Here is a 13,471-nt window from a genome sequence, read left to right as displayed (position 1 = left end):
GTGGCAACGCAGGCACGGATCAGCGCGAATCGCGCCAGCCGTCCAGGAAGGTCTCTTCCATGCGGTTGGCCTGGCCGCGCAGCTGCGGCGTCTGCTGCTGACCCGGGAAGTGCTGCGTCATCAGGGCGGCCACCGAGGTGGTGAGCGAATCGATCAGGCCATGGTGATCGATGCTGAAATTGCTGGCGTTGACCAGGTCGAGGAACGACTTGGTCAGCAGACCGTGGCCGATGGCTTCGGTCTCCATCGCGACCTGGGCGGCCGAGCTGGCGGCGATCAGCGTGGACTTGGCCTGCTGCACCAGGCGGCGCGTGTTGTCTTCCTCCACCACCACGCCGGTGTTGCGGGTGGTCACGCTGCGGATGTTGTTGTCCAGCACCGAGCGGCTGGCCGGCGGCAGGCAGATGCCGCAGGGCAGCAGGGTCCGGCACTGGCCCAGGCGCTGCAGCAGGTCGGCGCTGAACTGCGGCGAGCGCGCGCGGCGCGCGATCTCGCTCTCGTCGTGCATGCCGCCCGAGTGGCAGCTGTCCAGGATGATGGTGAAGTTGGCGACCGAGGGTTCCAGCGTATCGGCGAGCGCGTAGATCTCGTGGTCGCTGATGTGCTGCCCCGAGAACGGGATGATGGTCTCGAACATCTGGGTTGGCACCACCGGGTGCGGGGTCCGCCCGCCGTGCCCCGAGTAGTAGAAGCAGATCACGTCGCCCGGCTGCGACTGGGTCGCGCAATAGCGCAGCGCCTGGCGGATGCGGGTCGAGGTGGCGGCGCCGTCGGTCAGGTAGAAGATGTCCTGCGGCGCGAAGTCGAAGGCGTCGACCAGCATGTGGTACATCGCGGCCGCGTCGGCCACACAGAAACGCAGGCTGTTGTAGCCCTGCACGGAATAGTCGTTCACGCCGACAACGACGGCTCGTTTGGTGGTCATGGCAATCTCCTGGGTGCGAAAGGGTGGGGTGCGGTCTCAGATCACCACGGTGATCACGTCGTCTTCGGTCTCTACCGGTGCCGGGCGCTCGGTGCGCCCGTCGGTGTGGACCACGGTGAGCTGGTGGCTGAAGCGCTTCTTGGTCGGGTCGGGGGTGGAGAAGCGCACCCGCGCCTCGGTCATCTCGGGCGTCAGGCGCACGCGCTCGTGGCGGGTGTATCGGTGGGCCGGATCGGCGTAGTTCACGTCCAGCATCGCGGCGCGCACCGTGCTGAAGTCGACGATCGGGAAGATGGTCAGGTCCAGCGAGCCCGGGTAGGGGTCGTCCACGACCACCGAGGTGGCGCGCGTGGTGACCGGGGGCTGTTCGACCACGCTGCCGTTCTTGAGGTGGTGGCGCACCTGGTAGCGCCAGCTGCGTGGGGAGGTCGGCGAGATCCGCAGTTTCCATTCCAGCGCGGCGGGGGTCGCGGCGACGATGCGGCCGCTCTTTTCGCGTTTCCAGCCGCTCGGGTCCTCGTAGGCCATGTCGACCTCGGCGAAGTCGATCACGCCGGGGTCGAGGCGACCGGGTTCGACGCGCAGGTGCAGGAAGCCGATCGACTCCATCGGGTTGAGCACCAGGGTGCGGTCTTCGCTGGCCGCCACGCGAGGGGCGTCGTAGCTGAAGTGCTCGCCCTCCCAGTCGCTGGTGGGGTCGAAGTGGTACTGCGCCTGCCAGGCATAGGTCTGGTCCTTGCGCAGGTTGACGACCAACTCCACCGACTTGGCCGCGTGGTCGTCCGCGCTGAACACGAAGTCCTGGCGCCGGTGGTTGGTCGGGTCGCCGACCGGTCCGTAGTCCAGTTGCAGGTGGATCTCTTTCAGGCCCAGGGTCTCGAACGCGAACGGGGCCTTGGCCTCGATCCTGAGCGTCCGGAAGAACGGGTCGTCGAGGTCGATCTCCACGAAGTACGGCGGCCGGTTCAGCTCGCGTGCCATCAGGCCGATGAAGCCCTGCGGGGCGTAGCTGCGCTGCTGGGCCTCGGCGCGGTTGTACTCGAAGGTCGCCGTGCGGCGCTCCTCCTGCCGGATCGAGCGCAGGCGGAAAGCGGCCACGGCCTCGTCGCGCCGCGGTGTGCCGGGCTCGCTGCGGTCGGCGGCCGCGGCAACCGGGCTGGCGCCGCCGCGCGAGCCGGCGCCGCCGGGTGGCGGGGTGCTGGTCGCCGGTTCGCCCGAGCCTTCGGTCGGGCTGCTGCTGGCGCTGGCGCCTTCGGCCGCGCCGGTGGCGCCCAGACCGGTTGTGGCCGGGCCGTGTCCAGTGCCTTCGGTGGGGCTGGGGCCGGGGTCGGTGGTGGCGGGCGCCGCGGGCGTGGCGTCCGGGCGTTCGGGGGCCGGCGGTTGCGGCGGGCGCAGCTGCTCGCCCAGGGCACGCACCTGGTCGAGCGAGGCGGCGGTGGCCGCGGTGGCGGCCAGGGTGCCGGGCGTGAGCACCGGGGTGAACCAGGTGTTGAGCACCTGGGCCTTGAAGAAGTCCAGCGCTTCCTTGATGCGGGTTTCGTTCTCGGGCGTGCCGGTCATGTCGGCGACCTCGATCTTGATCGCGCCGCTGCGCACCAGCCGCTCGAAACCGGTGTCGATGCCGGCCCGCACAAAGCCCCGCTGGCCGTCGGCCGAGGTGCTGAAGTGGGTGAACACCTGGTTGAAGTCGGCCGTGATCTTGACGTTGAAGGCTGGACGCAGGCCGGTGTACTTCAGGTCGTAGATCACGCCGATCGGTGTCGTGCCGTCCTTGAGGGCTTTCTCCAGGATGGTCGCGCCTTCGGCCGACAGCTCCAGGCTGAACACCGCCGTGTTGTGACCCGCCAGCGAAGGTTTCCCCGCGCCGAGGATGCTCTCGACCGCGTTGAACGAGCCTTCGGGCGCGGTGGCCGAGGTGGTGGCCCGCGTGCCGCCCGAACCCTGGAGGTTGAGCGCCACGCAGCTCACCGTGCCGTCGTCGAACGGCACCGGTGCCAGGCGGGGCCGGCCGCGGCTGATCGACGCCAGCCGCTCCAGCACGCGGCGCTCCAGGTCGGGGTCCAGCCGGAGCTGGGTCTCGATCATCAGGAAGCCGCCGCCGCGCCGTGCCGTGCCGGCGCGGTTCTTGTATTTGAGGTAGGTGAACTGGGTGCGCTGGTCGGCGTCGCGCCTGGCCAGTGTCACCGGTCCCGGCAGGTACCAGAACTGGGACGCGTCGGCGTGGTCGCGAAACACCGTGACGCCTTCGATCGAGATCGAACGTGAATCGAGTTGCAGCATGGGAGCCTCTCGGAAGGTCAGTTGGGGATTTGCAGCGGGAGCTCGGTCGCGTCGCTGGCGGTCCAGTCGGTGACCTTGTTGAGGCCGTTCTCGAACAGCCAGCGCACGCTGTACTCGAAGCGCATGCGGGCGGGGTCGAGGTAGTCGTACTCGAACTCGCCCGAGCTCTGGCCGTTCTCGAACACCATCTCGTCGGCGAACGACAGGCCGCCGGCGAAGTCCTCGAAGCGCAACGAGACGGTCGCCTTGCGCAGGTGGCGGCGCTCGAAGGCCGACGGTGCCCGCACGGTGACGATGCGATGTCCCTTGGTATCGGTCTTGATCGCGATGCGGGTGGCGTTGGTCATCGACTCGGGCAGCTCGACGAAGCGGCTGTCCTTGTATTGCAGGCTGATCCGGTAGAACACCGACTTCAGCGCCGGGTTGCGCAGGTCCACGGCGAAGGCTTTGGAGCTGGTGCCCTCGGTGAAGCTCATCGACTCCTCGACCAGCACGTTGTTGGCCGGGTCTTCATAGCGGAAGTCGACGAAGGCCTCCTGCACCTGCGTCCAGTCGACGCTGGGCACCACCTGCACCACGCGCCGCGTGGGAAACGGGTTGCGCACCGTGACCTGGGTCTCGTCGCAGGCCTGCCAGCCATGCTCGACATCGCGGTGGTCGATCGCGCGGAAGACCTTCTTCACCTCGAACGTGGTCTTGTCCGGGTCGAGCACGAACATCTTCCAATTGGCCGAAGGCGCCTCCTTGGTCAGGCGCAGGGTGTCGTGCTGGGCGATCTCGTGCGCATCGTCGGCGTAGCGCAGCTGCACTTCCACCGAGCTGTAGCGCTCCCAGGGAAAGTTTTCCGCCATCACCGGGACCGTGATCAGGCTGTAGAGGTCGCGCGGCACGATCTCGACGTTGTCGATGTCCACGGTCCACGGCGGGCTCTTGAGCCGGGCCGGTCGCTTGGTGGTATCGACGTTCTTGAAGGTGACCTCGTATTCCATGGCCACGTCGCGCAAGGGCTTGCCGGCGTCGATCTGGCTGAACCATTCGAACTTCGTCTCCAGCGCGGCCGGCGTCAGCAGCGCGTTCTGCGGCTTGTCGCCGTAGGCCGCCCGGACGTTGATGCTGGCGATGTCGTCGGCGGCCAGGTCGTTGCGCGCGGTCACGCGCAGCTTGCGCTTCTTGAACCATTCGTTGTCGAGCGAGACCTGCTTGACGAAATGGTCCATCGGCACGCGACCGTCGCGCAGGGTCTTGAACAGCGACTGCAGATGGCCCTGCGGGTGGATGTGCTTCTTCACCGCCACGCGCTCGGAGAAGTTGACGTTGAGCGCCTTTTTGTCCATGCGCGTGTAGTCCATGCGCTTGTAGCTGAAGCTGGGCATCAGGCCGGCGGCCGGCCCGCCGGCGGCCTGCGCCGACTGGGCGGTGGCGAAGCGGCCCACGGCGTCCATGGCGCGTTCCCAGTCGGGTTTCTTCTCGGGCGTCCAGGGTGGCAGGCTGACGTTGAAGAAGGCCTCGGTGATCATCGAGCGCACCTGGGCCAGCGCGGCGTCGCGCCGGTCGATGATGCCCTTGGTGTCGTCGCCTTCGGCCACGAAGGTGTCGGACTCAAGCACGATGGCGCGCTTGTCGATCAGTTCGTCGACCGCCTTGCCGATCTCGGTCGAGAACACCAGGATGCTGGCCGAGAAGCTCTCGTCCATGTGTTTCTGCACCCGGTCCCAGTCCACCTTCAGGCGGATGTTGTAGGCCGGTCGCAGGCCCAGGAATTCGAGCGAATAGACCACCGCGATGGGCAGGATCTCGCCGTCGAGCACCTGCTGCATCACGGTGAAGCCGTCCTGGTCCAGCTGCACCGAAAACGCCGCCTGGTTGTCGCCGTAGAGCGAGGGGTTGGCGCTGTGGTCCATCTTCAGCACGAACTGCGGCCCGGCGGGCGTGGCCGGTGTGCCGGTCGGCGCAGGGGCCGCACTGTCCTTGCCCAGCATCATCAGCCGCACCGTGCCGCCCTCGAGCGGGATCGGGGCGATGCGCGGCGCGTTGCGCAGGTTCTCGGCGTTGGCGATCTCGCGCGCCAGGTCGTCGATCTGGGCCTGACTCGCCCCCACGTTGCAGTCGAAGTTCAGGAAGCCGCCGTTGCCGGCGTCGCCCCGGAAGCCCAGCAGCATGAACTGCGGGATGTCCACGCCGAGCGCGCTGTCGCGCCGGGTGGTCAGGTGGGGAGCCGTGGGCATGTAGTACCACTGCTCCGGGTCGGCGTGGTCGGGGAACACCGACAGGCCGTTGATGATGCGTGAGCGGGCGTCGAGCAGGAGCATGGTCGTTCTCCTGCTGCTCAGGCGGGCACTTCGAGGAACAGCGACAGATCAGACTGCCGGGTCGGCCCCACCACCTTCTTGCTGCCGTCCTGGAGGAAATAGGTGGTGGTGGCCTCGTACTCGGTTTTCGCCGCGTCCTTGAGTGCCACTTTCCAGCTCTTCTCGGCGTCGCCCGCCTTGAAGCGCAGCTCGGTGCGGCTGTTCACGCTGTTGGCCGTGTCCTGGTAGCTGAGGGCCACGTTGACCAGCTTGGCCTTGTCCCAGTCCATCAGGTCGGGCACCACGCTGATCTGCAGGAACTCCACCGTGCCGCTGCCCAGGGTGATGGTGGAGCGCTTGGCCACCGTCTCGGGCAGCTCCTTCATCTTGCCGTCCATGAACAGCACGGTGGCCGTGTAGCGCACCTCGCCCAGGGCGTCGTCGATCACCGGGAAGGTCCAGTCGTCGGCGGGGTTGTCCTTGTTGAGGTTCTTGTTCACGCGCTGGCGGTAGTTGTTGCCGGCGTCCTCGTAGACGGCGTCGACCGTGATGCCGGCGACTTCGTTGACCAGATCGCCGACCGCGCGGAAGCTGATGGTCTTCATGGCGCTGAAGGGATCGTCGATGTAGAGCTGGTTCGCGGTCTGCTCGTGCACGGGTCCCTTGATCTCGCGCCCGTCGGTCATCTGGTAGACCACCTGCACCCGCACCGGGCCGGTGCGGCGCTGTTCGATGACCTGGCGCACGCTGAAGGTGTTGCTGTCCTTGGTCATGTTGAACTTGGCCTCGAAGGGCCGGGCGCCGCCGGCGTAGCTCACCGTGATCTGGGCGCGGTCGACCTGGCCGAAGTTGATGTCGCCGGGAGCGATGTCGAGGGCCAGGATGCCCAGGTCGTCGACGTTGATGGTGAGGTTGGTGTCGTCGGTCTCGACCTCGGGGCTCTTGAAGACGAAGGCGCTGCCCTTGTAGTTGACCGTGTACGAGTACTTGAACTTGCGGATGCCCTGGTGCACGAAGCACTCGAACTTGGCCACCGTGTCGGGGCTGGTGAAGGTGAACTCCTGCGTCTTGGCGTTGGGGCCGTGCGGGTAGCTGATCTTCACTTCCACGCTGTGGATCGGCAGGTCGGCGAAGCTGGCGTTGACGCGCATGTTGACCTGCACCGTCTTGAGGAACTCGTCGACGCTGAGCTTGCTGTAATAGTCCTCCCACTTCACCGGCTTGCCGTCGGCGCCCTTGAGCGAGGTCACCGTGGGCAGCTGGCCCTGTGGCGCCTTGTTGGTGATGATGGTCTTGGCTTCATGCCACTCCACCCGCACGTTGGCGATCTGACTCTTGTTGATGGTGCGGCGGATGTCCTCGATGTCCTGCCCTTCCTGCAGCGCTTTCACGTTCGGATCGACCTCGGCGATCTCCTTGAGCAGGTTGCGCTGCACGGCGGCTTCGAGCTGCTTGTTGATCAGCGCGCGCACGTCGCTCTCGAGCTTGGCGTTTTCCTCGGGCGAGAGGTTGGGCGCCTGGGTGAACTCGAAGTGGGTCTTGGTGACGTCGTTCTTGTAGCGGCTGGAGTTGACCACCTCGGTGTAGCTGTCCTCGCTCCAGAAGTTGTCTTCCGTGTTGATGTCCTGGAAGAAGCTGTAGAACTCCGAGGCGTTCCAGGTGCCCCAGGCGCTCATCTCGGGCAGGCGGATGTAGTGATCGAGCTTGTAGACCACGGTCACGGCGCTGGCCGATCCGGTGCTCAGGGTTTCCTTGAAGATGGCGGTGCCGAGTTCCGACAGCTCCATCATGAAAGACGCCACGTTGCGGCCATACAGCGAGGGTTTGCCGGCGCCGCGCACCTTCTCCACCAGGGCGCCGCCTTCGCTGAGCAGCAGCTCCACCGTGCCCCCGGTCCAGAGGATGGGCGCGATCTTGACCTTGGGCGGTGGCGTACCGCGGTTCTTGTATTTCGCGTCCACTTCCTTCTGCAGCTCCGCCGTGATCTTGGCCAGGGCGTCGTCGGGCACGGTGAGCTCGGCGTCGAAGGCAACGAAGCCGCCGAACTTCTTGCCGCCGTCTTCGCGCAACTGTCCGTACTCCACGAAGCGCAGCGCCAGTCCGCCGCTGTCCATGCGCGCGAAGGTCGGGCGGTTGGGGTAGACGTAGAAGGTGTGGTCGTTCTGGTGGTCGCCGTGGACCTGGAAACCCAGCAGTTGGCGCACGTTGTCGAGTTGCATCATGGTGAAAGTCCTCGGGTGGTTGGAGGGAATGTGAACGGGAGGCTCAGGGGGTCGGCAGTCCCCAGTGCGCGGCGTCGCCGAAGCTTTCTTCGACGGCGGGCGCGCTGGGGGTGGTGGTGTGGGTGGCGGAGAGGCTGGCGCTGGCTTCGGTGCCCAGGCTGGCCGAGAGGTCCTCGGGGTCGGTGCTGTTCAGGCGGGCCTCGGCGGTGAACGTCGACTGGGCGTCCAGCGTGCTGTGGCGCACCGGCGCACGCGCGAGCGACAGCCGGTAGGCGACGCCCATCCAGCCGGTCTCGCCGGCGGCGGCCTTGGCCAGGTGCTCGGCCTGTTCGGGGCTCAGCATCACGCTGAACGCGGCCTGGAAGGGTGCGACGCCCGACGATGCGGTGGTGGCGGTGGTGGTCCAGTGGCCATCACCGTCGCCCCAACGCAGTTCGGCGGGGCTGGCGATCAAGGGCTCGGGCACCAGCTCGATCTGTTCCGGTGGGCATGCTTGCTGTGACGCCAGTTCGGCACGGGCCTGGTCCAGCGCGGCCTGGGGCGCTTCCCACACCGCGGTGAACGACAGCATGTTCACGCTGCCGGCGCGGATGAAGCTGAATTGCGCCTGGCCGTCGTCGGTGCGCGCCAGCGAAGGCCGCGCGGGCCGGTAGGCGAAGGTCCTGGGGTCGGGCAGGGCGGTCAGGACGAGACCGTGCATTTCTGCGCTCATGGCGTGCTCCTGGTGGGTGCCTGGCTGCTGCGAAGCTGCAGTGCCTGAGCGGGTGAGAGGGCGGCTGACCAGTCGGGCTGCCCGGCCCAGCGCCAGCGATAGCCGCTGCGCAAGGGGGACAGCGCGGTCCAGCTCCAGTCCGCCGCGGGGGTCGCGGGCGTGAGGCGCCGCAGGCTGCGCCGGCCGGGCTCGTCGGACCGGTCTTCGGGCGCCAGTTCGATCAGCGCCTGCGGCGCGTCGTCGTCGAACTCGCAGACCAGTGACAAGTGGCGTGCGCCGCTGCCCTCGAAGCTGAAGGCGTCCAGGTACATGCCGTTGTCGGTGAGCGCCTGTGGGGACGAGGTGCAGCTGCGGTCGCCGGCCAGTGCGGTGGCGGTCGCGGTCAGCGTGCCGTCCTGCAGGTCGCGCGGCAGTGCCAGGGCCAGGCGACTGCGTTCGCTGTCGACCTGTCCCCGGACGGTCCAGGGCCTGCCGTCGCGCAGCCCCTGGCAGCTCAGCTCGATGCGCGCTTCGCGCAGCAGGGCCGCGTCGACCTCCACACACCACAACCGGATTCCCAAGGCATCCGGGCCGATGACGAGATGGCGCTGGTCGGCGGTCTGCAGCGGTCCCTGCACCAGCTCGGGCTGGCCGCCGTTCAGGACAAACGCGCTGGTCTTCCACTGGTAGCGCAGCGGTTCGTCGGGCGCGAGCCGCAGGTTCAGCGCAAACGGGGCGTCGTCGGCTGGCAGGGGCGCCGACGCACGGCTGCTGAAAGGCCGGGCCGGGGGATGGGGCGGTGCGATCAGTTCCAGCTGCGTGCGCAGCAAGCCCGCGCGCGGGCCCGGCAGGTTGGGCAGCGCCGTGATGGCGTGCCACCCACTCCCCAGGGCCGGCACGCTGTGGCGGCGCACCAGTTGTCCGTTCCACAGCTCGGGCGCCAGTTCTCGCAGCGGTGCCAGCGGGTCGGCCTCGATCGCCAGCAGTCGGGGGCAGAGCAGCGGCTCCGCGAGATTCCACGACACCTGGCCCGCCGGCATCCGGTCTGCGTCGAACACCAGCTGCGTCTCGCCCGCCGGTCCGTCGGTCGGGCCGGGGCACAGCGTGCCGAAGCGCTCGACCAGCCGGTCCAGCACGGCATCGCAGGCCTGCGACCGGTGGGAGAGCGGCACGTCCAGCAGGGCCTGCAAGCCCAGGGTTTCAGGCGCTTCCAGCAGCCGGTCGTGCAGCGCCTTGAGCGGTCCTTCGAGCGCAGGCAGCGCAGCGCGCAAGGCCGCCGGGTCGAAGCTCAGCCTCAGGGGCCAGCGCTCGGCGACGCCGCGCGTGCGCACCCAGGCCTGCGCACCCACCGCGAGCAGGCCGGTCCGCAACGCGCCTTCGAACAGCGTGGTGGAGGGGCCATCGAGGCGCAGCGCGAGACCCATGGCGCCCAGCCCGGCCATGTCCAGGGTCTGCAGGGCCATCACCTCGGGGGGCAGCGAGAGCGCGCTGGCCGCGTGCAGGCGCAGCCAGGCGGCTTCGGCGGGCAAGGCACTCAAACCGGCCGCCCCGTCCGGCGCCCCCTCCCGCAGCGCGTCCAGTCCGAAATCGGCCTCGAAACCCAGCTGCAGCAGCGAAAAGCGCTCCAGGCCGGCGTCGCCGCGGTCCTGCTCGTAGATGTCGAGCCGGAACGACGCGGTGCGCAGCCGCTGCGGCGCGGCCATGAAACGCCCGGGTTGTTCGAACACCGCATAGACCGGCCGCCCCGCCCAGTGGGTGGGTGCGTGCCAGTCGGGGCGGCCTGCGAACATCTCAGTTCCCGCCGGTGAAGGGCACAAAGAGCAGACCGAGATCGCTCTTGCGCCAGCCGTCGCTTTGCTGCGCGCCGGAGGCGAAGACCACGGTCTGGCGGAACTCGTACTGGCCTTCGGTGTCGCGCCGCAGCAGCACGTCCATCAAGGCCACTGGAACCTCCACCGTTTCCTCCAGCTTGCTGGCGCTCAGGCGCACGCTCTTGTTGCCGCGGAACTCGATGATCACCAGCCGGATGGCCTTATCGGGCGCCTGCGCGCTGGCCAGCACCTCGGCGTCGGTCATGACGGTGATGGCCCGTGCGGTCTCCTGCGCCACGCTGTTGTCGAAGGTCTGTTCGAACAGAGCCTTGGCATCGGGCACGGCGGTGATGGACGAGGTGTCGAACACCGCGTCGGGGACACTGGTGGGTGCGACGGTCGCGGGCCAGGGTTCGGTCGGAAGCACCCGGAAACCGAGCTGTCCATCGGCGGGCAGCTCGACCGGCTGGCTCAAGTCCAGGCCTTCGGTGCGGGCCGCCAACATGAGGCCGTCGCGGCTCAGCCAGACCGGCAACGCCGGGATGCGCAGCGCACCGCCGGTCTGGTTCAGCAACTGCACCGCCACCGATCCGGTGACCGGATCGGGGGTCTCGGTGGTCTGGAACAGCTCGCCTTCCAGCGTGTGGAAGTTCAGCTCCACCGGCACCAGGATCTCGCCACCCAGCCCGGTGGACACGGCCACATTGCCTTGCAGCAGGGCGGCCGACTGCGGCGCCATCAGGGCGGCGAACACGTCCTGGAAATCGTCGAGCGCGAACCGCTCGCTCAGTTGAAAGCCGTTGGCCAGATCGACCTGCGCGGCCACTTCGACCGTCTGCATGCGACCGCCGCGCGGCAGGCCCAGCCGCAACACCGACGGCGCGAGCAGCGGCTCCAGCGAGATCTCGCCCGGTGGCACACCGGTCGTGGGCAGCTTGCCCTTCAGAGCCTCTTTCGCGAGCAGCAGACGTTTGCCGTCGGTCACCGGGCGCACGTCGGCGATCAGCTCGACGGCCGATTTCGGCGGGGTGGCGGGGGTCGCGTTGGGGTCGGCCTGCGGAGCATCGGGCGACTGGTCGACCACGAAGGCCAGCGCGGGTTTGAACGGTGCGTGTTCGGTGCGGGCCAGCCGGAAGGCGTCGGGCAGGAAGTAGAAGCGGGTGGGGTTGCTGCTGCTTTGCAGATAGCTGTGGTGGCGCGTGCTGCGGCCCGGGGCGGTGTACGGCACGCTGTGCATCTGCAGGCTGGCCACCGTGCCGGTGCTGGGGCTGCCGTTGGGGTAGACGTAGCTGTGCAGTCCGCTGTCGAACCACAGCGCCATGTCCACCGCCTGGTTCTGCGACAGGGCGCGGAATCGCCGCGCGGGAGTCGGCGAGGTGGTGGCGCTGGCCACCAGCGCCGGATCGATCTCGAACCGGCGCCGGAGCAAGAGCTGGCGGTCCACGGCCACGGCCATGGGCGCGCTGGCGAGGTGCATGGCAACGGGCCGGGCTTCCATGAGCTGGGGACGGAACACCCCGCCCGGTCGCGGCGGGCGCACCGGTATCGGTCGGGGCGGCCGAGGGATCGGCGTTCGCGTCGGCGGAGGGGGCGGGGGCGGCGCCGTTGCCGGCATCTCGACCGACACCGTGTAGCTCCGCTGCAGCCTCAGGCAAGCGCCAGCGCTCTGCGCCATGAACGCGCCCAGCAGCTCGTCGCGTTCGGAAAGACCCACACGAACCACCGCGACCGGGCCGCGCGCGTCGTTGATCAACTCGCTCACGGGCAGGCGCCGCTCGACCGACGAGCCGGGCATGCGGAAGTGCACGGCGGCGTTGAGCTGGTGCGGCAGCACCTGGGCCGTGCGCGCGGCATCGCCCAGCTCGGGCGCGGGAAAGGCCTCCAGCCCCAGACTGACGACCCAGAGGCCACTGGCCTGCGGATCGGCCACGACGTTCACGTCGTAGCGCCCCGGGGCGGTGGTGCGCAGCCGGTAGCGCGGCAGGTAGTAGCGCACGTCGCCGACGGCGCTCTCGAACAGCGTGGTGTCGGTGGGTTGCGCGGCGGGGCTAATGGGATTGGGCGAGTCGGCGCGCTCAAAACCCAGCGACGCCACGACGCCGAACAGCTCGGGGCGGATGCGGTCCAGGCGCATGCGCGCCACGCCCGGGTCCAGACGCACGGCGTGCATCACACCGGCCTTCGGCCGCTGAGGCGTGACCATGACGTGCTGAAGGTCGACAAATCGATCGGTGGGCATGGCAACAACTCCTGTCGAGAGCACCGCGGTATCAAACGTGGGCGGATTCTGGGAGTCGTGCTGGTGCGTCACAACCCTACATTGGGGGATGCACGACGTTCCTTCGGGGCGCGGAAAACCACCTGCCTCAAAGGCATGCAGACTGCGTTTCTTCCTCTGTGCAACAGGGCGCTGGAAGCCCCGCAGGATCGCGAAATCGGCGCGTCATTTCCGATCGCGGTGCATCCACTGGTTGGAGGATGTGAGGCCTGTGCTTCGCGCCTAGAGTGGCCCCCATTCCTCAACGTTGGCGGGGTGCGACCCGTCCCCTACATGGAGGCAGCGACATGGAACTCTCGGACATGATTCGCGCGGTGCAGGGCGCCCTGAACATCCAGGTCGACGGCCGTGCCGGAGCGGAAACCTGGGGCGCGATCTACGCGGCCCTGGTCAAGCCCACTGGCCATGGTGTGGCGCCCGCGGTGGCGATCTCCCGCGTCGATCCGCGCAGCGAAACCAATATCGCCACCTTGCAACCGCAGGTGCAGGGACTGGCCCGTGCCCTGGTGCAGAAGGCCGCGGACAACGGCATCAGCATCAAGGTGCTGAGCGGCACGCGCTCATACGCCGAACAGGAGGCGCTCTACGCGAAGGGCCGCACCGCGCCGGGACCCAAGGTCACCAACGCGCGTGGGGGTTACTCGAACCACAACTTCGGCATTGCCTTCGACATCGGGGTCTTCAGCGGCGGCAAGTTCCTGACCGACTCGCCCAAGTACAAGGCGGTCGGCGTGCTGGGCATGGAGCTGGGGCTGGAGTGGGGCGGCAACTGGACCTCGATCGTCGACCAGCCGCACTTCCAGTTGCGTCCGTCCTGGGCGGCGGGCATGTCCGAGCGCAGCATGCTGGCCGAGTTGCGCGACCACCAGTCCAAGGGGTTGCCGGTGTTTGCCTAACGGTACTGGTACTGGCGTTCGATCGCCCACCGACGGAGCCGGCGCGTTTTTCTTTTTTTGAGCCACTGGGTGGCGCTGTG

8 protein-coding genes are annotated in these 13,471 nt (G+C 68.2%); 1 reads left to right on the top strand and 7 read right to left on the bottom strand.

Going from position 1 to position 13,471, the window contains the following annotated elements:
* Positions 1-19 precede the first annotated feature (19 nt).
* The 7 genes from HTA01S_RS05970 to HTA01S_RS05940 are packed head-to-tail and all read right to left on the bottom strand — an operon-like array spanning position 20 to position 12,456.
* Positions 20-925, bottom strand: a complete 906-nt coding sequence (locus tag HTA01S_RS05970; protein ID WP_068167750.1) for a caspase family protein — start codon at positions 923-925, stop codon at positions 20-22.
* 36 nt (positions 926-961) lie between these two features.
* Entirely contained in the window at positions 962-3,205 is a 2,244-nt protein-coding gene (locus tag HTA01S_RS05965; RefSeq protein WP_068167748.1) for a hypothetical protein, read from the bottom strand.
* Positions 3,206-3,222: 17 nt separating this feature from the next.
* Positions 3,223-5,514 carry a hypothetical protein gene (locus HTA01S_RS05960; RefSeq protein WP_068167747.1) on the bottom strand — a complete coding sequence of 764 codons (2,292 nt, stop codon included), beginning with the start codon at positions 5,512-5,514 and terminating at the stop codon, positions 3,223-3,225.
* Positions 5,515-5,531: 17 nt separating this feature from the next.
* Positions 5,532-7,715 (bottom strand): hypothetical protein, encoded by a 2,184-nt coding sequence (locus HTA01S_RS05955; RefSeq protein WP_068167745.1) that lies wholly within the window; start codon positions 7,713-7,715, stop codon positions 5,532-5,534.
* A gap of 43 nt (positions 7,716-7,758) precedes the next feature.
* Positions 7,759-8,427, bottom strand: coding sequence for a hypothetical protein (locus tag HTA01S_RS25125; protein WP_157571981.1), 669 nt, complete (start codon positions 8,425-8,427; stop codon positions 7,759-7,761).
* On the bottom strand, positions 8,424-10,196 hold the full coding sequence (locus tag HTA01S_RS05945) for a hypothetical protein (RefSeq protein WP_068167742.1): 1,773 nt from the start codon (positions 10,194-10,196) through the stop codon (positions 8,424-8,426). The genes HTA01S_RS25125 and HTA01S_RS05945 overlap by 4 nt, the downstream gene beginning before the upstream one ends.
* A 1-nt stretch (position 10,197) precedes the next feature.
* Entirely contained in the window at positions 10,198-12,456 is a 2,259-nt protein-coding gene (locus tag HTA01S_RS05940; RefSeq protein ID WP_068167740.1) for a hypothetical protein, read from the bottom strand.
* 326 nt (positions 12,457-12,782) lie between these two features.
* On the opposite strand from HTA01S_RS05940, the gene HTA01S_RS05935 reads away from it, so the two are divergent.
* Complete coding sequence (locus HTA01S_RS05935; RefSeq protein ID WP_068167738.1) at positions 12,783-13,391, top strand: M15 family metallopeptidase; 609 nt, start codon at positions 12,783-12,785, stop codon at positions 13,389-13,391.
* Positions 13,392-13,471 lie beyond the last annotated feature (80 nt).

The sequence above is a fragment of the Hydrogenophaga taeniospiralis CCUG 15921 genome (genome assembly GCF_001592305.1).
GTDB classification, from domain to species: domain Bacteria; phylum Pseudomonadota; class Gammaproteobacteria; order Burkholderiales; family Burkholderiaceae_C; genus Hydrogenophaga; species Hydrogenophaga taeniospiralis.
This window is presented reverse-complemented; position numbering and strand designations above follow the sequence as displayed.